The sequence below is a fragment of the Microlunatus parietis genome, assembly GCF_013407955.1.
GTDB lineage: Bacteria > Actinomycetota > Actinomycetes > Propionibacteriales > Propionibacteriaceae > Microlunatus > Microlunatus parietis.
The window spans coordinates 946973-972432 of record NZ_JACCBU010000001.1; the positions used below are offsets into that span (position 1 = coordinate 946973).

General features: G+C 69.6%; 25 protein-coding genes. 6 read left to right on the top strand and 19 right to left on the bottom strand.

Annotation, left to right across the window (positions count from 1 at the left end; translation table 11 throughout):
- Position 1: 1 nt before the first annotated feature.
- Both BKA15_RS04540 and BKA15_RS04545 read right to left on the bottom strand, forming a co-directional pair.
- A complete protein-coding gene (locus BKA15_RS04540) occupies positions 2-904 on the bottom strand; it encodes a carbohydrate ABC transporter permease (RefSeq protein WP_179748478.1) in 903 nt (300 codons plus the stop codon).
- On the bottom strand, positions 901-2229 hold the full coding sequence (locus BKA15_RS04545) for an ABC transporter substrate-binding protein (protein WP_179748480.1): 1329 nt from the start codon (positions 2227-2229) through the stop codon (positions 901-903). The genes BKA15_RS04540 and BKA15_RS04545 overlap by 4 nt, the downstream gene beginning before the upstream one ends.
- A 133-nt stretch (positions 2230-2362) precedes the next feature.
- On the opposite strand from BKA15_RS04545, the gene BKA15_RS04550 reads away from it, so the two are divergent.
- A complete protein-coding gene (locus BKA15_RS04550; protein WP_179748482.1) occupies positions 2363-3406 on the top strand; it encodes a LacI family DNA-binding transcriptional regulator in 1044 nt (347 codons plus the stop codon).
- Between the two features lie 268 nt (positions 3407-3674).
- Here the strand turns inward: BKA15_RS04550 and BKA15_RS04555 are convergent, their stop codons facing one another.
- Positions 3675-4457: a phosphotransferase gene (locus tag BKA15_RS04555; protein WP_179748485.1), complete on the bottom strand. Its 783-nt coding sequence runs from the start codon at positions 4455-4457 to the stop codon at positions 3675-3677.
- A 163-nt stretch (positions 4458-4620) separates the two neighbouring features.
- On the opposite strand from BKA15_RS04555, the gene gluQRS reads away from it, so the two are divergent.
- Positions 4621-5523: a tRNA glutamyl-Q(34) synthetase GluQRS gene (gluQRS, locus tag BKA15_RS04560; protein WP_179748487.1), complete on the top strand. Its 903-nt coding sequence runs from the start codon at positions 4621-4623 to the stop codon at positions 5521-5523.
- Positions 5524-6092: 569 nt separating this feature from the next.
- On the opposite strand, the gene BKA15_RS36245 is transcribed toward gluQRS, so the two are convergent.
- The 9 genes from BKA15_RS36245 to ald form a co-directional block, all read right to left on the bottom strand.
- On the bottom strand, positions 6093-6986 hold the full coding sequence (locus tag BKA15_RS36245; RefSeq protein WP_312878820.1) for an FKBP-type peptidyl-prolyl cis-trans isomerase: 894 nt from the start codon (positions 6984-6986) through the stop codon (positions 6093-6095).
- 280 nt (positions 6987-7266) lie between these two features.
- The gene (gene pafA / locus BKA15_RS04570; protein ID WP_179748491.1) at positions 7267-8637 is read right to left on the bottom strand and encodes a Pup--protein ligase; all 1371 of its coding nucleotides are present in this window, start codon (positions 8635-8637) and stop codon (positions 7267-7269) included.
- Positions 8638-8663: 26 nt separating this feature from the next.
- The gene (locus BKA15_RS04575) at positions 8664-9410 is read right to left on the bottom strand and encodes a pseudouridine synthase (protein ID WP_376766787.1); all 747 of its coding nucleotides are present in this window, start codon (positions 9408-9410) and stop codon (positions 8664-8666) included.
- Positions 9394-10710, bottom strand: a complete 1317-nt coding sequence (gene scpB, locus BKA15_RS36735; protein WP_312878821.1) for an SMC-Scp complex subunit ScpB — start codon at positions 10708-10710, stop codon at positions 9394-9396. Before scpB ends, BKA15_RS04575 begins: the two co-directional genes overlap by 17 nt.
- Positions 10703-11632 carry a segregation and condensation protein A gene (locus BKA15_RS34765; protein WP_376766788.1) on the bottom strand — a complete coding sequence of 310 codons (930 nt, stop codon included), beginning with the start codon at positions 11630-11632 and terminating at the stop codon, positions 10703-10705. The genes scpB and BKA15_RS34765 overlap by 8 nt, the downstream gene beginning before the upstream one ends.
- The gene (locus BKA15_RS34770; protein WP_218871067.1) at positions 11629-12084 is read right to left on the bottom strand and encodes a hypothetical protein; all 456 of its coding nucleotides are present in this window, start codon (positions 12082-12084) and stop codon (positions 11629-11631) included. The genes BKA15_RS34765 and BKA15_RS34770 overlap by 4 nt, the downstream gene beginning before the upstream one ends.
- Positions 12069-12977: a ParA family protein gene (locus BKA15_RS04590; RefSeq protein ID WP_179758241.1), complete on the bottom strand. Its 909-nt coding sequence runs from the start codon at positions 12975-12977 to the stop codon at positions 12069-12071. Before BKA15_RS04590 ends, BKA15_RS34770 begins: the two co-directional genes overlap by 16 nt.
- A gap of 322 nt (positions 12978-13299) precedes the next feature.
- Positions 13300-14259 carry a site-specific tyrosine recombinase XerD gene (locus BKA15_RS04595; protein ID WP_179748497.1) on the bottom strand — a complete coding sequence of 320 codons (960 nt, stop codon included), beginning with the start codon at positions 14257-14259 and terminating at the stop codon, positions 13300-13302.
- Positions 14260-14278: 19 nt separating this feature from the next.
- Complete coding sequence (gene ald, locus BKA15_RS04600) at positions 14279-15394, bottom strand: alanine dehydrogenase (RefSeq protein ID WP_179748499.1); 1116 nt, start codon at positions 15392-15394, stop codon at positions 14279-14281.
- Between the two features lie 139 nt (positions 15395-15533).
- On the opposite strand from ald, the gene BKA15_RS04605 reads away from it, so the two are divergent.
- Positions 15534-16715 (top strand): trans-sulfuration enzyme family protein, encoded by a 1182-nt coding sequence (locus BKA15_RS04605; RefSeq protein ID WP_179748501.1) that lies wholly within the window; start codon positions 15534-15536, stop codon positions 16713-16715.
- A 61-nt stretch (positions 16716-16776) separates the two neighbouring features.
- Here the strand turns inward: BKA15_RS04605 and BKA15_RS04610 are convergent, their stop codons facing one another.
- Positions 16777-17208, bottom strand: a complete 432-nt coding sequence (locus BKA15_RS04610; protein WP_179748503.1) for an ImmA/IrrE family metallo-endopeptidase — start codon at positions 17206-17208, stop codon at positions 16777-16779.
- 4 nt (positions 17209-17212) lie between these two features.
- Entirely contained in the window at positions 17213-17683 is a 471-nt protein-coding gene (locus BKA15_RS04615; RefSeq protein WP_179748505.1) for a hypothetical protein, read from the bottom strand.
- 195 nt (positions 17684-17878) lie between these two features.
- On the opposite strand from BKA15_RS04615, the gene BKA15_RS04620 reads away from it, so the two are divergent.
- Both BKA15_RS04620 and BKA15_RS04625 read left to right on the top strand, forming a co-directional pair.
- On the top strand, positions 17879-18106 hold the full coding sequence (locus BKA15_RS04620) for a helix-turn-helix domain-containing protein (RefSeq protein WP_179748507.1): 228 nt from the start codon (positions 17879-17881) through the stop codon (positions 18104-18106).
- Positions 18103-18315, top strand: a complete 213-nt coding sequence (locus BKA15_RS04625; protein WP_179748509.1) for a hypothetical protein — start codon at positions 18103-18105, stop codon at positions 18313-18315. Before BKA15_RS04620 ends, BKA15_RS04625 begins: the two co-directional genes overlap by 4 nt.
- Here BKA15_RS04625 and BKA15_RS04630 read toward each other — a convergent pair.
- The 5 genes from BKA15_RS04630 to BKA15_RS04650 all read right to left on the bottom strand — a co-directional run bounded on the left by BKA15_RS04630 (position 18305) and on the right by BKA15_RS04650 (position 23029).
- Positions 18305-19282, bottom strand: coding sequence for a CPBP family intramembrane glutamic endopeptidase (locus BKA15_RS04630; RefSeq protein ID WP_179748511.1), 978 nt, complete (start codon positions 19280-19282; stop codon positions 18305-18307). The genes BKA15_RS04625 and BKA15_RS04630 overlap by 11 nt on opposite strands.
- 140 nt (positions 19283-19422) lie before the next feature.
- Positions 19423-20067: a hypothetical protein gene (locus BKA15_RS04635; protein WP_179748513.1), complete on the bottom strand. Its 645-nt coding sequence runs from the start codon at positions 20065-20067 to the stop codon at positions 19423-19425.
- A gap of 32 nt (positions 20068-20099) precedes the next feature.
- On the bottom strand, positions 20100-20726 hold the full coding sequence (locus BKA15_RS04640; protein WP_179758242.1) for an NUDIX domain-containing protein: 627 nt from the start codon (positions 20724-20726) through the stop codon (positions 20100-20102).
- A gap of 53 nt (positions 20727-20779) precedes the next feature.
- Positions 20780-22444 (bottom strand): CTP synthase, encoded by a 1665-nt coding sequence (pyrG, locus tag BKA15_RS04645; protein WP_312878822.1) that lies wholly within the window; start codon positions 22442-22444, stop codon positions 20780-20782.
- A 396-nt stretch (positions 22445-22840) separates the two neighbouring features.
- On the bottom strand, positions 22841-23029 hold the full coding sequence (locus BKA15_RS04650) for a hypothetical protein (protein ID WP_179748515.1): 189 nt from the start codon (positions 23027-23029) through the stop codon (positions 22841-22843).
- A 398-nt stretch (positions 23030-23427) separates the two neighbouring features.
- Here BKA15_RS04650 and BKA15_RS04655 point away from each other — a divergent pair, with 398 nt between their 5' ends.
- On the top strand, positions 23428-25437 hold the full coding sequence (locus BKA15_RS04655) for a ligand-binding sensor domain-containing protein (protein WP_179748517.1): 2010 nt from the start codon (positions 23428-23430) through the stop codon (positions 25435-25437).
- The last annotated feature ends 23 nt before the right edge of the window (positions 25438-25460 follow it).

The following is a 25460-nucleotide window of genomic DNA, read 5'->3' on the forward strand; positions in this document are numbered from 1 at the left end:
CTCAGCTCTCGTAGAAGACCCAGAACCGCTGGGCCAGGAAGTTGATGCCGGTGAACACGGCGACGATGATCAACAACAGCCAGGCCATCGCGGACGCGTAGCCCATGTTGAACTGGTTGAACCCCTGGATGTAGAGGTACAGGTTGTAGAACAGGGTCGAGTTGGCCGGACCGCCGGACCCGTTGCTCATCACGTATCCCTGGGTGAACGTCTGCAGCGAGCCGATCACGGACAGCACCAGATTGAAGAAGATGATCGGGCTGATCAGCGGCAGCGTGATCGACCGGAACTGGTGCCAGCGGGAAGCCCCGTCGACGGCGGCCGCCTCGTAGTACATCAGGGGCACCTGGCGCAGCCCGGCCAGGAAGATCACCATCGGCGCGCCGAACGTCCAGATGTTGAGCATGATCAGCACCGACAGCGCGGTCTGCGGGTCCGACACCCAGCTCGGGCCCTGGATGCCGAACAGCCCGAGGAAACCGTTGACGATCCCGTTGGTGCCGAAGACCTGCCGCCACAGCATGACGATCGCCACACTTCCGCCGAGCAGCGACGGCAGGTAGAACACGGCCCGGTAGATCGGCAGGCCCCTGATCCCCTTGTTCAACAAGAGGGCGACGACCAGGGCCGCCACCAGCGACAGCGGCACGCTGACGAACGTGTAGACGAAGGTCACCACCAGCGACGCCCGGAGTCGCTCGTCGTTGATCATGCCGACGAAGTTGTCCAGGCCGACCCAGCGCGGTGCGCTGAGCAGGTTGTAGTCGGTGAAGGACAGATAGAGCGAAGCCCCGAACGGGACGACCGTGAACAGCATCCCGGCGAACCACGGCAGCAGGAACACGTACCCGGACCAGTCCCAGCGCCGGCCCCGCCGTCGGAGGGTCATCGGTGCGGCGGTCATGAGTTGTCAGCCTTGAGGATCTTGGCCGCCCCGTCGGTGAACTGCTTGGCCGCCTCGGCCGGCGCGACCCGCTCGAACATCACCTCGGTGGCCAGGTTGGCGATCAGGTCGGCGATCTCGGAGCCCCCGATCGGGTCCGGCCGCGACTCGGGCAACTGTTCCTTGCTCAGGCCGGTGATGTAGTCGACCGACGTCTTGTCATCCGGGTCCAGCGAATCCGCGATCGCCTCGGCGACGACCGTGCTGGCCGGCACGCCGCGGGTCGGCCCGACCGCCTTGTTGCCCTCGATGCTGTTGGTGATGAAGTCGAGCAGTTTCAGGCCGCCGTCGATGTTCTTCGACTTCGAGCCGACCGACCAGTACATCGCCGTGTCGATCGACATCCCGCGCCGCTTCCCCTGCACCTCGCCCGGCATCCGGTTCAGCTGCAGCTTGCCGCCCGCGGCCTTGTTGTACGCCTTCAGGTTGTTGGTCGGGATCACCTGCGAGGCGATCGTGCCCTTGGCCAGGTACGACTGCTCGGCGCCGCCGCCGAGCGCCTCGACGAAGCCGGCCGGCGGCAGCGCGCCGGTCCTGCGCTGGTCCACCGAGAGCGAGAACCAGTCGGTCATCGTCTTGGTCGAGACGCCGAGCGTGTCGTCCGGGTTGTACAGCTCCTCGCCGGTCTGGCGGACGAAGACGACGACGTTCTGCAGCGTGCCGAAGTCGAGATCGCCGCCGTACACCTTCTTGCCGGAGGCCTTGGTGATCGCGGCCGCCATGGCGAAGTAGTCGTCCCAGGACCAGGTGTCGCCGTCCGGGATGGACACGCCGAACTTCTCCGCCAGTGTCGTGTTGATCACGAACCCGACGGCGTTCAGCCCGGCCGGGATGCCGTACATCGACTCGCCGACGACGCCGATCTGCTGGATCGTCTCCGGTACGCCATCGAGCGCGAGCAGATCCAGGTGCTCGCGCAGGTCGAGCAGCGCACCGCGGTCGGCGTACTCCCGCAGTGAATCCCGCCGCTGCGCGAACAGGTCCGGCACGTCGCCGGCGGCGAACCGGGTGGCCAGCTTGTCGGCGTACGGCCCGCTGTCCTGATATTCCGTGCGCAGGGTCGTGCCCGGATTCTCCTTCGTATAGAGGTCCAGCAGCGCCTGGGTCGACGCGGCCCGGGCCGCGTCGCCCCACCAGACGAAGTTGATCTCTCCCGCCGAGGTGGCCGGGCCGCCACCGCCGAAGCGGTTGCAGCCGGTCGCCGCCAGGGCCGCCGTCACGCCGGCGCTCGCGGACAGCCGGAGCAGAGTGCGGCGGGACAGGCCCGTCCTCAGTTCAGTCGTCATCGACCCGTTCCTCTCTCGTCGCCACCCGGGACAGCGTTGGCTCGGTAACCGCTTTCTATAAAGGTGGCCGGAGCCGGGTCAAGGTCATGCAAATTCCACGGTGCAACCCGTACCCTGGCCGAGTGGAGGGCCGATGACGAAGCAGCGCCGGGCCGCGGCCGCCAGGGCGCAGCCGTCCGCCAAGCTGGAGACGATCGCCCGCCGGGCCGGGGTGTCCGTGTCCACCGTGTCCCGGGTGCTGAACGCCCGCTCCAACGTCTCGCCGGAGACCCGGCGGCTGGTGCAGCCACTGCTCGAGGCCGCCGGGTACGAGATCAAGCTGGTCGACCGGCGCACGCCGCAGCTGATCGACCTGGTGGTGCCGAACTTCAAGTCGGCCTACCTGGCCGCGCTGTTCCGGGCCCTCGACGAAGCTGCCGCGCGCCGGTCGGTGTCGATCGTGCTGACCAACCGCGACGCCGGGGCGAACTGGCTGGCGCTGATCTCGCGGCGGCAGTCCCGCGGCGTGGTGCTGGCGGTGATCGACCTGGATGAGCGGGAGGCGGACTGGCTGGAGCAGAACGCGCTGCCGTACGTGCTGATCGACCCGGCCCACCAACCGCAGCCCGACACCCCGTGGATCACCGCCGACCACCGGGCCGCCGCCCTGGCCGCGACCGAGCACCTGGTCTCGCTCGGGCACCGGCGGCTGGCCTTCGTCAGCTCGATCAGCGCCCTGGCCGCGGTCGAGCGAGAGATCGGTTTCCAGGAGGGGCTCGCCGCGGCCGGGCTCTCCGCCGGCCCGGTGGAGCGGTGCGACTCCTCGGCGGAGGGGGCTGCGGCCGCGCTCTGGCGGCTGCTCGACCGGCCCGAGCCGCCGACCGGGATCGTCGCCTCGCACGACGACCTGGCCACCCGGCTGATCGGTGCCGCGCTCGGCGCCGGCCTGCGGGTCCCGGAACAGTTGAGCGTGGTCGGCTTCGACGACATCCCCGAGGCCGCCCGCTTCGTCCCGGCGGTGACCACGCTGGCCTCTCCCCTCGGTGCGATGGCCGAGCAGCTGATCGACTACCTCCTGGAGCCGACGCCGGACCGGCTCCGGGAACTGCAACAGGGCGTACGGCTCCCGATGACCCTCCAGGTCCGAGCCAGCTCCGGCCCACCCAATTCCGCCGACCGGTCACAAAAGCAGCGGTAGCCAGTCCTGAGCCTGTCGAAGGAGCGTGTCGCTGCTGAATTGACTGGTCGGCGCGTCGAGGAGGGTGCTCGGGCGACCGACGCGTTGGCGGACGACCCGGCGCGCGGCAGGTTCGTGTTCGGTTCCGGTCACCCGCCCGCGTGGCCGAAGCGTCCTGATTCGAGGGTGAGTTGTCGACGCTGCTCGCGCGAAACCACGTCGATAGCTCACCACTCGACGGCGACCCGCCAAGGCGACGCGAGAACATGGACGGTCAGCGCAGCGCAGATCATGGACCGAGCCGGTCCAGCGCCTCGGCACAGCGAGCCAACTCCTCGTCGAGTACGCGATCGAGGCGAGTGGTTCGGCGGAGGTCCGCTACGGCAGCGAGTTTGCGGGCGAGGGTGCCGTCCCGGACCTCGGCGACCAGGAGCCGGGTCCAGCGCGGGAGGCGGGCGGCGTCGCCGCAGAAGTGTGCAAGCGCTCCCAGGACGGCGAGCGGGGCGTCGATCACCTGTTCCTCGGTCGGGACCGGACCGTAGCTCGCCAGGAACGTCTCGCGGGCGGAGGGCTCCAACTGGCTGGTCACGTTCCTCAGGTCGCCGGCCCGGGTGCCGGTGCGCAGCAACTCGAAGTCGATCATGATCGCTTCGCCCCGCGCGAGGGCGAGGTTGGTGACGTGGAAGTCGTTGTGGACCAGGGTTTGCGGGAGCCGGCGTGCGGCGGCCAGCAATCCGTCCAGGGACTCGACCGCCGTGTTCCAAGCGGGTTCATGATCAAGTCCGAGCCGTCTGCCGGTGCTGCGCAGGGCATCCACGGTCAGGTGGTCGTGCTCCCACGGCACGGCCCAGTCGCCGGGTGCGGAGCCGGCGTCGTGCAGCCGTCGGTACCAGGTCGCGAGCGCGGTGATCACGGCCGGGTCAGCAAGATCATCCGCGCGGGCCAACCGCCGCTCGCCGCCGCCGAGGTCCTCCAGCAGCAGGGCGGTGCTCGTGGCTGCGATCACCCGCACGGTCGGTACACCGAGACGCTGCAGCAACCGGTAGTTGGCGATCTCCGGCGATTGCTTCATCCACACCTTGAGGACAGACGAACCGTGCGGATCATGAACCCGGAAGACCCCGTGACCGGGCCGCTCCCGGATCGGTTCGAGGCGCGCACCATGATCGAGACCGAGCTCACCCAGCAGCCGCGGTTCGATCATCGAGTGCCCAACCCCCACTAGAGTCGGCGGGGTGTCCGCCGGTCGCTATGCTCCCAGCCCGACGGGCGAACTGCACCTGGGTAATCTGCGCACGGCGGTGCTGGCCTGGCTGTTCGCCCGGTCCACCGGGCGCCGGTTCCTGCTCCGGTTCGAGGATCTGGACCAGAGCCGGGTCCGGCCCGGGTACGCGGAGCAACAGGCCGCTGATCTTGCCGCACTGGGGCTCACCTTCGACGGCGTGCCGCTGGTCCAGTCGACCCGGCAGGAGCGCTACGCGGAGGCGCTGACCGCCCTGCTGCCGTACACCTTCGAATGCTTCTGCACCCGCCGCGAGATCGCCGAGGCGGTCTCCGCGCCGCACGGGATGCCGGGCCGCTATCCGGGCACCTGCCGGGACCTCACCGAGGCCGAACGCGCGATGCGACGCCAGCGCCGGGCGCCGGCGATCCGGCTCCGCGGCGGCGGCACCGAGACCGCGACCGACCTACTGCACGGCACCATCACCGGCGAGGTCGACGACGTGGTGCTGCGGCGCAACGACGGCGGCACGGCCTATCAGCTCGCGGTCGTGGTGGACGATGCCGACACAGGCGTCGACCAGGTGGTCCGCGGCGACGACCTGCTCGACGCGACCCCGGCCCAGGCCCGGATCGCGCGGCTGCTCGGCGTGGCGGTGCCGACCTACGCTCACGTACCTCTGGCGCTGAACGCCGACGGCGTCCGGCTGGCCAAGCGGGACGGCGCGGTGACCCTGAGCACGCTCGCCCGGCACGGCATCGGCGCGGCCGAGGTGCTGACCATGATCGCCGCCTCGCTCGACCTCGCTCGCAGCGGCGAGGTTGTCACGCCCGAGGTGCTGCTGGGCCGGTTCGAGGTCAGCAGGCTGCCGCGCGAACCCTGGCTGATCACACCGGTGCCGCACCAGGCCGGATGATCCCGGCCAGCAGGAAGATCGCGCCCACGGAGATCAAGGAAAATCGTGTCGTCACGCCCGGGTTGATGCTCGTGATGAACATCAACGGAAGTGACCGTTTCCGATTCGAACGAAAAGGGAATGGTCGTGCATCGCCCCCACGCCGAGCGCACACGCACCGAGGACCACGATCACGACGGGCCAAGGGCTCGATCGGAATCTCCGCCAGAGCCACAGTGTCGTGAGGAGGAGCATCGTGCCGCCGAGGCCCGCGACGTAATGCGCCGCGAAGTCGAAGCGATCGGATACATATCGAAACCCGATGACACCCACACCACCAGCCGCAATGACCGCAACGACAGGAGTGAGAATGCCCACCAATACGTCAGCCGTTGTCGAGCACTTCGAAGCAGGGCTAGACATTTGTCAACGACACCGGAGCTCCATGCCGATGGCCAGCTTGAGCCGTCGACGAGTTCTTGTGTCGCCTGCATTCCTGGTCATACCTTCAGTCACGCTCGCCTTCATGTCCGCAGATAGGCGACTTGCATGTTCCGTATGTCGAATTGTGGGCGCGGCCACGTGTCGCGTTACTGGCCTGCCTGGCTGAACAGCAGGTCGACCACGAGCACCAGCGTCTCGCCCTTCTCGATCTTGGGCTTCTCGTTGCCGTCCGGGTAGCCCTGGTCCGGCGGGACGACCAGCAGCACCCGGCTGCCGACGGTCTTGCCGGCGAGTCCCTTGACCATGCCGGGCAGCAGGCCGGACAGCGCGGTGGTGGCCGGCTTGTCGCCGTACGTCTCCTCCAGCAGGCGACCGTCCTTCCAGGCGACCCAGCGGTAGTTGATCGTCACCTGGTCGGTCTCGGCGATCTTCTTGCCGGTGCCCTCGATCAGGACCTGGGACTTGAGTTCCTTCGGCGGGTCGGACTTCGGGATCGTGATCTCCGGCTTGCCGCCCTTGTCCGCGACCGTCGGCAGGCCCGCGGCGGGCTTGACCGCCTTGCCCTCCGGGCCGGTCAGCGGGATGCTCACGATGTCGACCACGAAGATCAGCGTGTCGCCGACCTGGATGCTGCCGTCCTGGGTGCCGCCGGACGCGTCGTAGCCGTCCTTGCCCGGCATCGCGATCAGCACCCGGCTGCCCTGCTTCTGGCCGACCAGGCCCTTCTTGAAGCCGGCGATCACCTGGTCGACGTCGAACGCGATCGGCTTGCCGCTGCTGAACGACTCGTCGAACATCTTGCCGGTGCGCCCGTTAACGCCGTAGTAGCTGACCTCGACCGGCCCGGCGGCGGCGACCTTGGCGCCCTTGCCCTCGACCAGCACCTTGGTCTGCGTCTCGTTGATCGCCCACGGCGCCTTGAACTCGACCTTGGGTTCCTTGCCGTACGCCCCCGAGGCGGTGATCGCCGACAGGTCCTTGGACGGCTCGACCGGCTTCGGCGTCGGGCTGGCCGACGGGCTCGGCGAGCTGCTCGGCACCGCACTCTGGCTGCCCGAGGGGGACGCGCTCGTGCTTGGTTCAGGGGTTCCGCAGGCACCCAGCGCGAGGACGGAGAGGGCCGCTACAGCGGCGAACGCAGACTTGGTCGAGAGACGCACCCGCAAACCCTACCCGGACTCGATGTGTGCCACCTGTCAGCCCGCCCGAGCCACGCCCCCGAGCCCGATCCTCACCACGTTTCCTGTCGCTTTACCAGAGAAGCTTCCCTGGTAAAGCGACAGTTTTTCACGTTACGTGAAAAACTGCGGGGCCCCGAGGTCAGGGGCGGCGCATGGAGGCGATCAGGCGGTCGACGCGCTCGTCGACGGCGACGAACGGGTCCTTGCAGAGTACGGTGCGCTGGGCCTGGTCATTCAGCTTCAGGTGCACCCAGTCGACCGTGTAGTCGCTGCGGGACTGCTGCGCAGCCGCGATGAAGTCGCCCCGGAGCCGGGCCCGGGTGGTCTGCGGCGGCACCGACTTGGCCCGGAAGATCCGCGGATCGGTGGTGACCCGGGCGACCGTACCGCGGCGTTCCATCAGGGTGAAGATGCCGCGGTCCCGCCGGATGTCGTGGTACGCGAGGTCCAGCTGGGCGATCCTCGGGTCGGCCAGATCGAGGCCGTGCTTGGCCGAATAACGATCCAGCAACTGATACTTGATCGCCCAGTCGATCTCGGTGTCGATCAGGGCCAGCTTGTCCTCCGCGACGGCCCGCAGGGTGCGCTCCCAGAGGTCCAGCACCCGGTCGATCGCCGGCGTGGCCAGCCCGTCCCGGCGGACGAACTCGGACACCTTCTCGAAGTACTCGTTCTGCAGTTCCAGCGCCGAGATCAGCCGGCCGTTGGCGCACATCACCTTGGTCCGGCCGGTCTTGTCACGGGCGATGTCGCGGATCGCCCGGATCGGGTTCTCCAGGGTGAAGTCGCGCATCCCGATGCCGGCCTCGATCAGCCGCAGCACGAGCTCCGTACTGCCGACCTTGAGCAGCGTCGTGGTCTCGCTCATGTTCGAGTCGCCGACGATCACGTGCAGCCGGCGGTAGCGCTCCGGGTCGGCGTGCGGTTCGTCGCGAGTGTTGATGATCGGCCGGCTGCGGGTGGTCGCCGACGACACGCTCTCCCAGATGTGCTCGGCCCGCTGGCTGACGCTGTACTCGGCACCGCGGGCGGTGTAGAGCACCTTGCCGGCCCCGCAGATCAACTGCCGGGAGACCAGGAACGGCACCAACACATCGGTGATCTTGGAGAAGTCGCCGATCCGGGAGATCAGGTAGTTCTCGTGGCAGCCGTAGGAGTTGCCGTGGCTGTCGGTGTTGTTCTTGAACAGGTAGATGTCGCCGGAAATGCCCTCGCTGAGCAGACGTTGCTCGGCGTCGATGATCAGGTCTTCCAGGATCCGCATCCCGGCGGAGTCATGATCGATCAGCTGGATCAGGTCGTCGCACTCGGCGGTGGCGTACTCGGGATGGGAACCGACGTCGAGATAGATCCGGGATCCGTTGCGCAGAAAGACATTGCTCGACCGGCCCCAGGTGACGACGCGCCGGAACAGATAGCGGGCCACCTCGTCGGGCGTCAGCCGCCGGGTCCCGCCGGAGGTGCAGGCCACGCCGTACTCGGTTTCCAGACCGAAGATCCTGCGATCCATCAGCACTCCTCACCGGGCTCGGAGATTCAGTCTCCCCTGCTGATCAAATCGAGCAGTTCACCCAACTCGGCCGTGGTCAGGTCGCGCAGCTCACCAACCTTCAGCTGTCCCAGCCGGACCGGGCCGATCGCGATCCGGCTGAGCCGACGGACCGGGTGCCCGACATGATCCATGGTACGGCGGACGATCCGGTTTCTGCCCTCGTGCAACGTCAATCGGACCAGACTTCGGTCCTCGGCGGTGGACACGAGCTTGATCGAATCGGGCTTGACCGGGCCGTCGTCGAGGGTGACGCCCTGCCGCAGCCGCTGGATCGTCTCCCGGCTGACCACTCCGGCAACCTCGGCCAGATAGGTCTTCGGGACCCGGAACGACGGGTGCGCGAGCTTGTGCGCGAAGTCGCCGTCGTTGGTCAGGATCAGCAGGCCCTCGGTGTCGGTGTCCAGCCGGCCGACGTGGAACAGCCGGTCCGTCCGGTCCGCCAGGTAGTCCGACAGGGTGCGCCGTGCCTCCGGGTCGTCCATGGTCGACACCACGCCGCGTGGCTTGTTGATCACGACGTACGCATGCCGGCTCGGCGGCGGGATCCGGGCGCCGTCGACGCGGATCAGGTCGGTCTCCGGATCGACCCGCGTGCCGAGCTCGGTCACCACCGCACCGTTGACCTCGACCCGGCCTGCCATGATCAGGTTCTCGCTGGCCCGCCGGGACGCGATCCCGGCCGCCGCGAGCACCTTCTGCAGCCGGATGCCCTCGTCATTCATCGAGCGCATCTTGCCGAGTGGCGGGTTCACCGGGAACCGGCGGGCTCGACCTGGGATCGTCGGTCGGTACGGGGTCGCGGGAGTCGGCGTCGCCGTCCGGAGCGGCAGCGGATGCCGCGTCCGGAGCCGTGTCCGCGGCTTCGGAGTCCGCCGCGCGATCCGTGGGCTCGAGGCCCGGCGCTGCATCGGAAGACTCGCCGTCCCCAGTACCCGCCGACTCGCCGTCGACAGACGCGTTCTCGGATTCGTCGTCCCGCACCGATTCCGCGGACTCGCTCTCCGGAGCGGAACCGGTGGATTCCGAGTCGTCCGAGTCCGGGTCACTCGGCGAGTCCGGCTCACTCGGCGAGTCGGGCGACGACGGCGATGCGGGCGACTCCGGCGAATCGGGAGACGCTGGTGAGTCGGGTGAGTCGGGCGATCCGGCCGAGGCCGGGGAGTCGGAGGACGCGGACGCTCCCGGGGCCTCGGGCCCCGGCGGTACGGCCTCGGTCGGACCGCCCGCCTCGGCGGCCTGGCTGATCGTCGCGAACTGCGACAACTCGGCCTCCAGCTCGCTCGCCTCGGGCAGGTGCGGTGCCAGCTCGGGCAGCTGCTCGAGCGACGAGAGGCCCATCCGTTCCAGGAAGTAGTCGGTGGTCGCGAACACCACCGCCCCGCTCTCGGCGTCGGCACCGGCCTCGACGATCAGCCCGCGCGCCAGCAGGGTACGGATCACGCCGTCCACGTTCACGCCGCGGATCGCCGAGACCCGGGACCGCGAAATGGGCTGCAGGTACGCGATCACGGCGAGTGTCTCCAGCGCCGCCTGGGACAGCCGGGACTGGGCCCCGTCCAGGACGTGCCCGGCGATCAGGTCGGCGTGCTCGGCCCGGGTGTAGTAACGCCAGCCGCCGCCCAGCTGGCGCAGCTCGAAGCCACGCCCGGTCTCGTCATAGAACGCGACCAACTCCGCGAGCGCGTCGGAGACCACGTGCACCGGCGCACCGACCGCCTGGGCCAGCACGGTCTCGCTCATCGGCTCCTCGGCCAGCAGCAGCAGCGCCTCCAGGGCGCCGGGGATGTCGTCGGTCTTCGGCATCTCGACCAGCGTGTCCTGCTGCTCCGCCGCCGCCTCGGCCGGGCCGCCCTCCGCCGCCGGCGGTTCCGCGGCCTGCTCTTCTGCAGCGGCTTCCGCAGCCGGTGCGTCCTCGGGGGCCGCGGCCGCCTGGTTCTCGGGCGAGCGATCCGCCACCGGGCCGGGGTCGGCGGGCGAATCCGTACCGGCGAGATCCTCGGCCGGCGTCGTCTCGGCGGTCTGATCAGTCACGATCGCCTTCCTGATCTTGGTCGGGCTGAGCGGGTTCGTCGTCGGCGTCCGGGCCGGCACCCTCGTCCGCGGCCTCGTCCGCAGCGGGTTTCGGCGGCGCGTCGAACTCGTCGGAGATGGTCAGGTCCCCTTCGGCCGAACCGGTCCAGCGTACGGTCAGCTCGCCGAGCGGGGTGAGCTGCTCGAAGGCGACGGCCGCCTCCCGGAACAACTCCAGCAGCGCCAGGAAACGGCAGACCACGACGACCCGATCGGTCGCGTCGGCGGTCAGCGCGCGGAACGTCAGCGCCCCGGACCGGCGCAGCCGGTCCACCAGGATCACGGCCTCGTCGCGGACGTTCACCGTCGGCGCGTGCAGGTGGGCCAGCGAGACGACATCGGCCTGCTTCGGCGTCATCGCCTTGGCCGCCAGTTCGGCGAACCGCTCCGGACTGACGCCGATCGTCACCTCGGGCATCAGCTGGGTGAAGTGCTGCTCCATCCCGACCTGCCGCGGATGCCGGCGGCCCTGCTCGGACAGCACCTCGGCGATCCAGCCGGAAACGATCTTGAACGCGCGATACTGCAACAGCCGGGCGAACAGCAGGTCGCGGGCCTCCAGCAGGGCCAGGTCCTCCGGGTCGTCGACCTCGCCGGACGGCAGCAGCCGGGCCGCCTTCAGGTCGAGCAGGGTCGCCGCGACCACCAGGAACGAGCTGGTCTGCTCCAGATCCCAGCGGTCGCCGGCGGCCTTGATGTGGGCGATGAACTCGTCGGTCACCTTGGACAGCGCGACCTCGGTGATGTCCAGCTTGTGCTTGGAGATCAGTTGCAGCAGCAGGTCGAACGGGCCCTCGAAGTTCGCCAGGTGGACGCTGAACGAGGTCCGCCCCGCACCCTCCGCGTCCGGCCCGGAGTCCTGCAGCTCCTGGGCCGGAGTCACTGGCTGAGCCTCCGGATGAGGTCGGACTGCTCGCCGTGCTGTTCGAGTCCGGCCAGGGCCGCCGCGATCGCCTCCCGGACGATCCGACCGCGGTCGACCGCCATGCCGTGCTTCGCACGCAGGGTGAGCCGGGCCTGTTCCAGGGCCAGCAGCTCCTCCGAGCTGACGTACACGGTGATCTTCTCCTCGTGCCGGACCCGACCGGATCCGCGGACCGCACGACCGGCGACGCCGTCCTCGGCGGCCCGCCGGGCCCGGCCGGACTCGGTCCGGTTCCCCTCGTCCGCCCGGGCACCGTCTCGATCGGAACGGACCGGCTGGTCGCGCGGGGGCTCCGCGTCGGGACTTCTCGCCTCGGCCGGCTGGTCGCGCTGGACCGGCCGTGCGGGCTCCTCCGTCCGGGTCGGCCGGAACAGTTCCGACGCCCCGGGCAGGCTCACCCGCCGTGGCATCGAGCCAGCACCTCCCGGGCCAGCGAGCGGTACGCGGCCGCGCCGGGCGAACTCGACGCATAGGTCGTGATCGGCTCGCCGGCGACGGTCGTCTCCGGGAACTTCACGGTCCGCCGGATCACGGTGTGGAAGACGGTCTCACCGAACGCCTGCACGACGCGCTCCAGCACCTCGCGGCTGTGCAGCGTCCGCGGGTCGAACATGGTGCCGAGGATGCCGAGGATCTCCAGCTTCGGGTTGAGCCGGTCCTGCACCTTGGCGATCGTGTCGGTGAGCAGGGCGATCCCGCGCAGCGCGAAGAACTCGCACTCCAGCGGCATGATCACCTTGTCGGCGGCGGTCAGCGCGTTCACGGTGAGCAGGCCGAGCGAGGGCGCGCAGTCGATCAAGATCACGTCGTACTCGCCGCGGATCTTCTCCAGCACCCGCAGCAGGGTCTGCTCGCGGGCCACCTCGGAGACCAACTGCACCTCGGCGGCGGACAGGTCGATGTTGCTGGGCAGGACGTCCAGGCCCTCGACGTTCGTCGGCGAGATCACCTCGTCGATCTCGGTGTCCCGGCCCAGCAGCAGGTTGTAGATGCTCAGCTCGAGCGTGTGCGGGTTGACGCCCAGGCCGACCGAGAGCGAGCCCTGCGGGTCGAAGTCGACCAGCAACGTCTTGATCCCGGCCTCGGCCAGCGCGGCACCGAGATTGATCGTGCTGGTGGTCTTGCCGACGCCGCCCTTCTGGTTGCACATCGCGATGATCATCGCGGGCCGGGTGTGCGGCCAGTCGGAGATCGGCGGCAGCTTCGGGAACGGCCGCCCGGTCGGTCCGATCGAGCCGGGCTTGTCGGCTGAGCCCTTGCCGACCGCCCTGTCGAAGCGTCCGTCCGGCTCGTACTCGCGGATCGGCTCGTCCTCGCCGGCGGGCGGTTCCGCCACCGGCACCGTCGGCTCCGGCGCCACCTGCTCCGGCACCGTGAACAACTCCTCTGCAGCGGAATCGCTGGGGTCGTAGAGCTCGACCGTCGGCCGTTGGCGGCCACCGAATTCGGTGGATTCGTCCACGTTCATCCTTCCGCCCCGTGATCGGTTCCTACCTTGGCGTGCACGTCCCCTGCGTCGCCGTGCTTCCGCGCAGCTTAGTGCCCCCGGCCCTGGTGAGCCATCGATAGCGCCGATCACGACGCGGGTCGCCGACGGATGCAAGTTCATCCCCGCTCAGACCCGGCTAACGCGCCCGGGGATGAGCGGTCAGATACACCTCGCGGAGATGGTCCACCGTAACAAGCGTGTAGATCTGGGTCGTCGTCACGGAGGCATGACCGAGCAGTTCCTGGACCACCCGGACGTCCGCCCCGCCGTCCAGCAGATGGGTCGCGAACGAGTGGCGCAGTGTGTGCGGCGAGATCTCGGTGGTGATCCCGGCCCGCTCCGCGACCGAGCGCAATATCGTCCAGGCGCTCTGCCGGGACAGCCGGCCGCCGCGGGCGTTCACCAGCAAGGCCGGCATGCCGCGGCCGCGGCGGGCCAACTCCGGCCGTGCCCTGGTGAGGTACGCCGACGTCGCCGCCCGGGCATACCGGCCGAGCGGCACGAAGCGTTCCTTGCCGCCCTTGCCCAGCACCCGGATCGCCGCCGTCTCCTGCTCCGGCAGCTCGAGCGCCCGGCTGACGTCGTCGACGTCGAGCGCGACCAGTTCGCCGATCCGGGTGCCGGTGCCGTAGAGCAACTCCAGCAGCGCCCGGTCGCGCAGCCCGAGCGGGGTGTCCGGCGCCGGCGTCTCCAGCAACCGCTGCACGGCGTCCAGCGGCAGCGCCTTCGGCAGCCGGCGGGCCGGTGCCGGCGGCTGCACCTCCGCAGCCGGATTGAGCTCGGTGTGGCGTTCCTCGACGGCGAACCGGTGCAGGTTGCGGACCGCGACCACGGCGCGGGCGACGCTGGCCCGGGCCAGCGGCGGGTGCCGCCAGCGATCGGGCTCGGCCTCGTCCCGGACGCCCTCGGCGAGCCGGCTGGCGTACTCGGTGATCATGGCCGGTGAGACCGACTCCAGCCGGTCGACGCCGGAGTCGGCCAGCTGGCGTACGTAACGGTCAAGATCACGACGGTAGGCCGCGACCGTGTTCGACGACAACCCGCGCTCGACCAGGAGATGATCAAGATAGGTCGACACCAACTCCTTGATCATCATCGGGTACGGACTCCGCGGCTCAACCGAGCAGCTCGGCCAGCGGGCGGTGCGCCAGCTGGTGCGACTGCGCGACCGGTTCGTTGATCAACTCGCCGGCGTGTGTGTTGATCCCGAGGGCCAGCGCCGGATCGTTCCGGGCCGCCTCTCGCCAGCCGCGATCGGCCAGCGCGACCGCGTACGGCAGCGTCACGTTGGTCAGCGCGTAGGTCGACGTGTTCGGCACCGCGCCCGGCATGTTGGCCACGCAGTAGAACACGGAGTCGTGCACCCGGTAGGTCGGCTCGGCGTGCGTGGTCGGCCGGGAATCCTCGAAGCAGCCGCCCTGGTCGATCGCGACGTCGACCAGCACACTGCCGGGCAGCATCCGCGACACCAGCTCGTTGCTGATCAAGGTCGGGGCCTTCGCCCCCGGCACCAGCACGGCACCGATCACCAGGTCCGCGTCCAGCACCGCCCGCTCCACCTCGTACGCGTTCGACGCGACCGTCTGCAGGTGGCCCTGGTAGATCCGGTCCGCCTGGCGCAGCTTGTCGATGTTGTTGTCCAGCAACAGGACCTCGGCCTGCATGCCGAGCGCAATCGCGGCCGCGTTCATCCCGGACACGCCGGCGCCGATCACCACCACCTTCGCCGCGTACACACCGGACACCCCGCCCATCAGCACGCCACGCCCGCCACCCGGCCGCATCAGGTGGAACGCGCCGACCTGCGGGGCCAGCCGGCCGGCCACCTCGCTCATCGGGGCCAGCAGCGGCAGCGACCGGTCGGGCAACTGCACCGTCTCGTACGCGATCCCGGTGACTCGCCGGTCCAGCAGGGCCCGGGTGCAGTCGAGACTCGCCGCCAGGTGCAGGTAGGTGAACAGGATCAGATCCGGCCGCAGCCGCGGATACTCGCTCGGCACCGGCTCCTTCACCTTCAAGATCATCTCCGCGTCGGCCCAGACCTGATCGGGATCGTCGATGATCACCGCGCCGGCCGCACCGTATTCGTCGTCGGTGATCGACGACCCGACTCCGGCACCGGCCTGCACGGTGACGCTGTGCCCGTGGCCGACCAGTTCGTGCACACCGGACGGGGTGATCGCCACGCGGTACTCGTTGTTCTTGACCTCGGTCGGTACCCCGATCCGCATCCGTACCTCCTCATGATCATCTCCCGCGACGCCGCAGCCGGCGGGGCTCCGCCAACCCTTCCCGGCGGTACGGGGCGAGCATAGACCCCGGCCTGCCCGGGTTTCGCGGAAAGCGTTTTGCCCGGCGTACCGTGCCCTGATGGACCAGAACCGTTACCGTCCCGGCCGGGCCCACACGTCGCGCACGTATCCGGTCATCCCACCGATCTATCAGACCACGACGTTCGAGCTGGACGACCGGGCGTACGCCGACATCCAGGGCGAGGGCGGGCTGCACGAGACCTGGTACACCCGGTTCAACAACCCGACCGTCGACGCGGCGGCAGCCGAGGTGGCCCGACTGCACGGCGGCGGCGACGAAGCCGGTCACTCGTTGATCTTCGCCAGCGGGATGGCGGCGATCGCGACCACGCTGGTCAGCCTGGTCGGCGCCGGTGACACGGTGGTGGCCGCCCGGCAGACGTACGGCGACACGGACGACCTGCTCCGCCGTGACCTGCCGGCGCTCGGCGCCACCGTGGTCCGGGTCGACGCGCACGACACCGACGCGTGGCGGACCATGATCGCCGAGCACCAGCCGAAGGTCGTCTACGGCGAGACCCTGTCCAATCCGCAACTGCGGCTGGTCGATCTCCCGGCCGTGGCCGAGGCGGCCCATGCGGTCGGAGCGCGGTTCGTGGTGGACAACACGTTCGCGACCCCGTACTGCACCCGGCCGCTGGAGCTCGGCGCCGACGTCGTCGTCGAGTCGGCGACGAAGTTCCTGGCCGGGCACTCCGACGTCGTCGCGGGAGCGGCGACCACGCGCGACCCGGCCCTGCTCGAGGAGGTGCAGCGCCGGTTGATCACGTTCGGCGGCTGCGCCGATCCGCACGCAGCCTTCCTGCTCTGGCGGGGAATGCGGACGTTCCGGGTCCGGCTCGCCGAGAGCTGCCGGACCGCCGCGGCGCTGGCCGACCTGCTGGCCAAGGAGCCCGCAATCCGCGACGTGATCTACCCGGGCCGCAATGATCATCCCGACGCCGCCGTGGTCCGCCGGGTGATGCCGGACGCCGCCGGCGCCATGCTCACCGTCGTGCTGCACGGCGGCGACGAACGCGCCGGTGCGGTGCTGCGCCGGCTCCGGGTCGGCGTCGAGGCGACCAGCCTCGGCGGCGTGGAGACCCTGGTCAGCACGCCGTTCAACTCCTCGCACTTCAACATGACCGACGAGGAGCGGCTGGCCGCCGGCATCCAACCTGGCACCCTCCGGCTGTCGATCGGCCTGGAAGGCGAGGAAGCCCTGCTGGCCGACCTCCGCCAGGCCTTCGACACCCCCTGAACACATCGCCCCCCGCACCTGTCGAAGGGCCGAACCACACGCTCCCTGACTCTCGACAAACTCAGGGCACGGTGGACAAGCGGCGGGACAGGTAGCGGCGCTCGGCCGGGTCCAGGTGTTGCAGGCGGACCCGGAGCAGGTGCAGCGTGACCCACAGTTCAGTGGCCGCCTCGACCTCGCAGGAGGTCCAGCGGAGGACCTCGGCCAGCGGCTCGATGCCGATCAGCCAGCGGGCCGCCCACCGGTCGGCCGCCAACTCCTGTCGCCGCTCGGCCCGGCCGCTGCATGGGACGTCCCGGCGCTCCCGGTGCGCCAGTTCGTGAGCCAGGGCGCAGCGCTTGACCACCTGCTTCGCCCGGGCGTCCATCAAGATCACGTCCTGATCCGGATACCACCAGGCGTCGGCACCCTGGAGCAGGGCGTCGTCCTTCGACCACTCCACCCGCACGCCCGGAAGGCTCCGGAGCGCCCGCCACGGATGCGCGACCGCCACGGTCCTACTCCTCGTCCACGTCCTCGTCGCCCGACTTCACCTGCCGCCGGCTGGCGACCCGCCGCTCGGCCTCGATCAGCCTAGGCGGCTCCGCTGACAAGTCCCGGTCGTCAGCCCGCTCGATCCGGCGGACCCCGCGGTCATCGGCCGCACTCCGTGTGATCGCCTTGATCAACTGGTCCAGGGCGTCTCGCTGCTCGGCGGTGAGCGAGGCCGCCTCCGACGTCGGCACGTACGGACCAAGCTCGCCGGGCGGCCGGCCGGCCAGCACCCGCAATTCCCGCGCATCCAGGTCGAAGCCCGCCGCGAGCGCGGCCAGGGTCTCCAGGCGCGGGCGCGGTCCGTGCTCGCCCTTCAGGTAGCGAGCGACGGCGGACCGGTCGATCCGGTGCCCCTGCTCCTGTGCGCGGGCCACGACATCGTCGATGCTGCGGTCGCCCTTCGCCTGCGCCAGCCGGTCGGACAGTGCCGTCATCCGTGCCTTCGAGCCGTCGGCCTGGTCAGCTGCATAGGCACAAGTTACAGCGCCCGCCCCGCGGCAGCCGGAGGCGTTCCGGCACATGTGCCGATTCAGTTGCGGATTGCCGTACAGAGGGAGTCGAAAGTCGTTGACGATTGTCGACTTTGCTTGTTGAATGTGATCACTGCGAACCCCACCGGAGGCACAAGGATGAAGCTCCGTTCCCACCAAGCTCTGCGGGACTACATGACGTTCTACAAGATCAACACCGGGTACGCGCTGGCCAAGCGAGCCGGCATCCTCCCGGGCACCGCCAACTTCCTGGTCCAGGGACACCGGGACACCTGTTCGTCCCGGACCGCGCTGGCCATCGAGCAGGCCCTCGCCTGTCCGCCCGGCTTCCTGTTCGAGCCGGCCGGGCGGGAGGCCCGCCGATGACCGACCAACCCGTGGAACAACGGCGAGTGCGGGTCTGGTTCGGCCAGCACCTGCTGCACGACTATCTCGCCGAGGCCACGGCCGCCGAGCGCTACGCCGAGTCGATCGGCCGCCGGTTCGCCGGCCTCGAGGTCACCGTCGACCTCGAGGTCAGCGCGGACCTGCGTCCGCTCCCCTGCGAGCAACTCTGGTCCGTCCTCACCCCTTGACGGAGGTGACCGGGGAGGACTCCGCCGCGATGTCGCGGCCGGACCTGCCCCGGTCCCGCCCGACGATGATCAACACGACGGCGGTCAGCACCAGGGTGCCCAGGTGGACCAAGATCAACGGGCTGCCGGCGCCGGCGCTGCGGTCGATGCCCGCCTCGATCGAGCGGTCCAGCACGGAGCCAATGATCCCGGTGATCACGTTGTTGACGACGTGCAGCACGACCGAGGCCTCGATCCCGCCGGTCCGCCAGGCGACGATCCCCATCAGCAGACCGAACAGGAAGTAGTACGCGATCAGCCACGGGTCACCGGCCAGGTGCGCCGAACCGAACGCCACCGAGGAGACCACCAGGGCGACCACGGTGCCGACTCCGGCCCGGGCGAACAGCCCGCCCACGCTGCGGCCGAACAAGCCGCGGAACGTGATCTCCTCGGCGGCGGCCTGCAGCGGCATCAGGGTCAGCGCGACGATCAACCAGGGCAGCGGATCCGACGGCGGCCCGGCCGCGGTCAACAGCACCCGCGGCTCGACCGCCAGGATCGCGGCGCTGATCCCGCCGATCATGATCATGGCGATCAGCAGGGCCCGGCCGGCCCAGCGCCAGCGGAACCGGCCCGCGACGGAGAACAGGGTGCCGAGCGGCTGGCGCGGGAACAGCAACCGGTGCAGCAGCAGGCTGACCGGCAGCAGCGCTGCCAGGGAGAGCAGGGCGGAGGCGAAGATCACCGGGGTCATCGGAGCCGGCGAGCTCATCAGCTCGCCCATCCCGACGCCGCGCAGCGAAGCCTCGATGGCGAACGCCGCCAGGGACAGCGGGATGTTGATCACCAGGTACGTCAGCACGACGGCCACGATGATCACGAGCGCCTTCCACCAGCGGGCGCCGTCGCGGAGTGAGCGCAGATAGTTGACGGGCGCGTCTGCACCCGGGTTCGGAGCTGCGGAAACGTCCGTGGCAAGAGTCATGCAGCGAGTCTCGGCCGTCGAAGCCGCGGAGCGCGGTCCTCCCGGTCACCGGTCCCGGTGACGGCTTCACTCCACGGCGCTGACCGATTCACGGCCGTCCGACGCTCCGCGGTCGGCGGCTGGCCGAGTCGGCCGAACGGTCAGCCCTTGACCTGAACCGTGGTCAGCAGCGCCGGCAGATCGTCCGGCGGTGTGGTGAAGAACAGCGCCATCGCGGTGCCGGACCAGACCGCCTGCAGGCCGATCTTCCGGCCGCCGCGCTCCACCTCGGCGGACCAGCCCGGATGCCCGGCCAGTTCGGCGTCGGTCAGCTTCGGCTTGCTGCCCGCCAGCTCGCCGATCACGTACTCGGCGAGCTGCTTCGCCTCGGCGGCGCTCGGTTCCTGCTTCAGGGTCGCCGTCATGGCGCCGGTGATCCTGGCGTCGCCGAGCCTCCCGCAGGTGTACGCGACCGTCGACTCGATGCCCAGCTCGTCCATGTCGTTGCCGGTGATCTCCTGCGACTGCGGTGCCGCGCACGGCATGGTCCAGCTGAACACGCCGTCTTCGCTGGTCTGCTCGGTGCCGGCCGGGGCGCTCGACTCCGGCGACTCCGAGGGAGCGGCTGAGGTGGCCGGCCCGCTCGGCGCCTCGGACGACGGTCCGGACGGGCTGGGGGCAGCGGACGACGCCGGTGCCGACGGCACGCTCGAGTCTTCGGTCTCGGTCGGCGTGCCACCCGTGCAGGCGGCCGTGAACAGGGCCGCGGCCAGCGCAACCAGGATCGACCAACGTCGCAACGTCATGGTCTGAACGTTAGTCGGTCCCGTGCGGTCGTTCAGTGCCGCGACGCTTCCCGCGCCGGCCACGGGGCGTCGGCCGGGCGCAACGCGTCGAAGCCGTCGCGGGTCCGCGCCGCCCAGGCGGCCAGGATCCCGGCGACCAGGGTCGGGTTGTGCAGCCGGCCCTCCAGCACGGCCTGGACCAGGTCGTCCAGGCCGGCCCGGACCACGTCCATGTGTGCTTCTTCGGCATGCGGGACGAACCCGTCCGGCAGCGGTGCCGCGGTCAGTCCGCGGGCCAGGTAGACCCGCAGCGACTCGCTGCTGATGCCCGGCGACGTGAACAGGTCGACCAGCACCCGCCAGTCCCGCGCGGCCAGCCCGACCTCCTCGGCCAGCTCCCGCTGCGCACCGATCAGGTAGTCCTCGTCGCCGTTGTCGAGCAGTCCGGCCGGCGGCTCGACCAGCCGGTGTCGCACCGGATGCCGGTACTGCCGCACCAGCACCACCCGATCATGATCATCGAGGGCGATCACGCCGACCGCTCCCGGGTGCTTCAGGTACTCGCGGTTGATCAACTCGCCGTCCGGGGTCCGTACCCGATCGGACCGGTAGGAGGTCTTCCGGCCGGCCGCCAGTTCGTCCGTCGCCTCCACCGACCAGGCCTGCGGATCGTCCAGCAGAGCAAGATCATCAAGGATCGGCGTACCCTCGAGCGGACCATGATCGACTTCGGTCACGCCGACTCCATCGGCAGCCGTGCGGAGAGCTTGCGCTCCAGCGCCGCCTCGATCAGCCCGGCGAACAGCGGGTGCGGCTTGGTCGGCCGCGACTTCAGTTCCGGATGCGCCTGGGTGGCGACGAAGTACGGGTGCAGGTCGGTCGACAGCTCGACGAACTCGACCAGCCGGCCGTCCGGCGAGGTGCCGCTGATCACCAGCCCGGCCGCCTCCAGCTTGTCCCGGTAGGCATTGTTCACCTCGTACCGGTGCCGGTGCCGCTCGGCCACGTCGGTGCTCCCGTACCGCTTGGCCACCAGGGATCCCTCGGCCAGCGTGGCGGGGTACGAACCGAGCCGCATCGAACCGCCCAGGTCGCCCTCGCCGGAGACGATCGCTACCTGCTCGGCCATCGTGGCGATCACCGGATGTTCCGTACCGGGGTTGAACTCCGAGGAGTCCGCGCCGGCCAGCCCGGCAAGATCACGAGCGACCTCGATCACCATGCACTGCAGCCCGAGACACAGCCCCAAGATCGGGATCTGGTTCTCCCGGGCATAGCGGATGGCGCCGACTTTCCCTTCCACACCACGGATCCCGAAGCCTCCCGGTACGCAGATGCCGTCCACCTCGGACAGCACCTTGGCGGCACCGTCGGCGGTGGAGCAGTCGTCCGAGGGCACCCAGACCACGTTGACCTTGGCCCGGTTGGCGAACCCGCCGGCGCGCAGCGCCTCGACCACCGAGAGATAGGCGTCGGGCAGGTCGATGTATTTGCCGACCAGGCCGATGGTCACCTCCTCGGTCGGGTTGTGCACCCGGTCCAGCAGGTCGTTCCAGCGGGTCCAGTCGACGGCGCCGTGTTCCAGGCCGAGCCGGCGCACCACGTACCCGTCGAGGTCCTGGGCGTGCAGCATCGCCGGCAGGTCGTAGATGCTCGGCACGTCGAGATTGGAGATCACGGCCGAGTCGTCGACGTCGCACATCAGCGAGATCTTCCGCTTCACCGAGTCCGGGATCTCCCGGTCGCAGCGACAGACGATGGCGTCCGGCTGGATGCCGACCTGGCGCAGCGCGGCCACCGAGTGCTGGGTCGGCTTGGTCTTCAGCTCGCCGCTCGGCCCGATGTACGGCAGCAGCGACACGTGCAGGAAGAACACGTTGTCCCGCCCCACGTCGTGCCGGACCTGCCGGGCCGCCTCGAGGAACGGGAGCGACTCGATGTCGCCGACGGTGCCGCCGATCTCGTGGATCACCAGGTCGACTTCGTCGCCGCCCATGGCGAGCATCGATTCCTTGATCTCGTTGGTGATGTGCGGGATCACCTGGACCGTGTCGCCCAGGTAGTCGCCGCGGCGTTCCTTGGCGATCACCGACGAGTAGACCTTGCCGGTCGTGACGTTGGCCTCGCCGGACAGGTTGACGTCGAGGAACCGCTCGTAGTGCCCGATGTCCAGGTCGGTCTCGGCGCCGTCCTCGGTGACGAAGACCTCGCCGTGCTGGAACGGGTTCATGGTGCCGGGATCCACATTGAGGTACGGGTCCAGCTTCTGCATCGTGACCCGCAGGCCCCGGGCCACCAACAGGTTGCCGAGCGACGAGGCGGTCAGTCCCTTGCCCAATGAGGAGGCGACACCGCCGGTGACGAACAGATGCTTCGTGATGCGTGCGCGATGTCCCACGGGCTTCCACCCTAGCCCGCCCGGACCGATTTCGACGAACGCCACGACTGGCGATTTCGCGGAGACCGCGCCGGACGCCCGGATTCGCACGCCCGGAGTGAACTTCCGCCGGTCAGTCGCGGCGGAAATCCGCAACGGTCGCGGCGTGAGGTGAACGGGCCGAATCCACACCACGGTCAACCCCCGGCTCCCGCTCACTGAGCGGACGCCTTGACCCCCATGTCGGCCGGATCTGCCGGTCAAGCCGTCCGCTCGACGACGTCACCGCATCACGCAACACGCTCACCGACCGGCCCGGCCTCCGGGGATCGGACGGGCTGACCGCGTGCTTCCAGGGTCCGGGAGCCGTGGAGACACCGGCCGTGTTCGCCGACCTGTCAGAGGCCCGACGAGATGTCACAGGCGCCAAAGGTCGTCGGCGAGGTCGGCCAGGGTCGGGTAGTCCGCAAGGGTTAGGTCGGGTCGGATAGACGTGAGCAGGTCGAAGGCGTCGAAGTCCAGGCTGAGGGTCGCGCTCATGGCCCGGCGCACGAAGTCGTCGGCGAGCCAGCCATAACTGTCCAGGAACGCTCGTGACCAGATCACGGAGCCAGTCCCGGCCGAGTCGGCCCTGCGGCTCGAGCGGCGTCAGCGTGTGTACGTTCTTGATCACCTGGCCGAGATGACGGGCCAGGGCGAGCTGCTGCGGTTCCGGCAGCGATCGCTCCAAGACCGGCCGTCCCGGTGATCGGCTCAGCACCAGGTAGTCATGATCATCGAGGTGACCGCGCGCCAGCAGGTCCGGCACCGGAGCCGATCACTCGTTTCGAGCATCCGGTAGGCCGCAAGCTCGGTGCGTGATCGAGCCGGTCGGCGGGCGGGAACAGCTTCACGACGAGGTCCGCAGTCCGTACCACCGTGACAAATTACGGCCTGCACCTATTGCCACATTCAGCAGGCTGCAATAACTTCGAAGCCTCAGCGTCGGGGCGAGGAGGATCGAGATGAACGACATCACCGATCGGCGGTCGATTCTCCGGGCGGGCGGGGCCGGACTCGTCGCCCTGGCGGCCGGTTCGCTCCCGCTCAGCGCCTCCGCCGAACCGACCGCGGGGGGAACGCTGACCGACCTCGGCGAGCCGGTGCACAAGACGCAAACGCAGAGTTCGGCGATCGCCAACGGGCCGGACGGCCGGCCGCTGGCGTACCTCTGTGCCGAGGGGAATCCGACCACCCCGGGCGAGTTCGCCGTCGTCGACCTGCGGGCCCGGAAGACGATCTTGGACGTGCGGATCGCGGCCGGCGCGTCGATCGGTCGCAACCTGAGCATCTCCCCGACCACCGGCGACGTCTGGTTCGGCACCTCGGACGGCGCCGAGCTCTACCGCTATACGCCCGGAGCGACCGCGGTCGAGCACCTCGGCAGCGTCAGCGAGGACCAGCGGATCTGGGCGCTCCGAGCCGGTGACGACGGCACGATCTGGATCGGCACCTACCCGGGCGGTCTACTGCTGTCGTACGACCCGGAGACCGGTGAAACCACCGACCACGGCCAGGCGCTCGCCGGCGAGCAGTACATCGGATCCGTGCAGCAGGTCGGCGGCCTGATCTACTGCGGAACCCAGCCGAACGGCCGGCTCGCCAGTTACGACCCCGCGACCGGCACGTTCACCGAGGTCGCCCTGCCGGACGGCCCGGTGGCCAGCGACATCACCGAACTCAACCTGCGCGGCAGCCTGCTCTTCGTCACCACCGGCGCCCGCACGTACGTCCTCGACACCGAGTCCGGCCAGTGGATCGACACGATCCCCGAGGTCAGCGGCTACGGAGTCTCCCCGGTCGACCCGCGCGACGACGCCTCCGTCTACGTCCGTTCCGGCAACGTGATCAAGCGCTACCACACCCAGACCCGGGCGCTGGAGCCGATCGGCTGGTCGCCGAACGCGACTCCGGAGACCTGGGCCTGGGTCGATCTTGCCGATCCGGCCTCGCCCGGGTTGTCGATCGCGTTCACGTACTGGAACAACGGCCGGATCTATGCCTTCAACCCCGACACCTCGGGCGGCTACTACCTGGAGCCGGACCTGCTGGGCGCCGGCACCCAGCTGGTCGCGATCGCCGCCGGGCCGGACGGCGCGATCTACTGCGGCGCCTATCTCAGCCCGCCCGGGATGGGCCGCTGGGACCCGGACCGGGAGGCGTTCGAACTGCTGACCGGCACCAGTCAGGTCGAAGGCTTCGGCACGTTCGGGAATGATCTTGTCTTCGGGCGCTATCCGCAGGGCCGGCTCTACCGGTACGAGCTCGACCGGCCCTGGGCGATGGGCACCAACCCCGGACCGGCGGTCGATCTCGACGGTCGGGGCCAGAACCGGCCGCAGTGCTTCGTCCAGCTGAGCGAGACCCGGATGGCGGTGACCAGCGTCCCGATCACCGGCCGGCACGGCGGCGCGATCACGCTGTGGGATCCGCTCAGCAACGAGGTCGAGGTGTACGACCACGTGATCAGGGACCAGACGCCGGTGTCGCTGGTGCTGCACGACGGGCTGCTGATCGGCGGCACCTCGATCAACGGCGGCTACGGCATCGATCCGGTCACGCCGGAGGCGAAGCTGTTCGGCTGGGACCCGGAGACCCACAAGATCATCTTCGAGACGGTCCCGGTCAGGGGCGCGACCACCGTGGCCGGGTTGATCATGGACGAGCATGATCGACTGTGGGGTCTCGCCGACAATGTGATCTTCGAGTTCGACCCGGTCCGCCGGGTGGTCCGGCACCGGGCCCGATTGTTCGACGAGCCCGGCGGCAGCCGCTACGGGAATGATCATGTCCTGCTGCTGCGGGACGACCGGCTGTACGGCGTGACGGCTGGCCGGCTGTTCGAGTTCAACCGCCGGACCCGCCGCGTCGAGGTGCTCGACGACACCGTGGGGGCCCGTCACCTGGCAGCGGACCGGGCCGGCGACCTGTACGTGATCGGCCAGGCCACCCGGCTGTACCGCTATCGGCGCTGAGCCGGACCTCTCGTCGGGGCGAC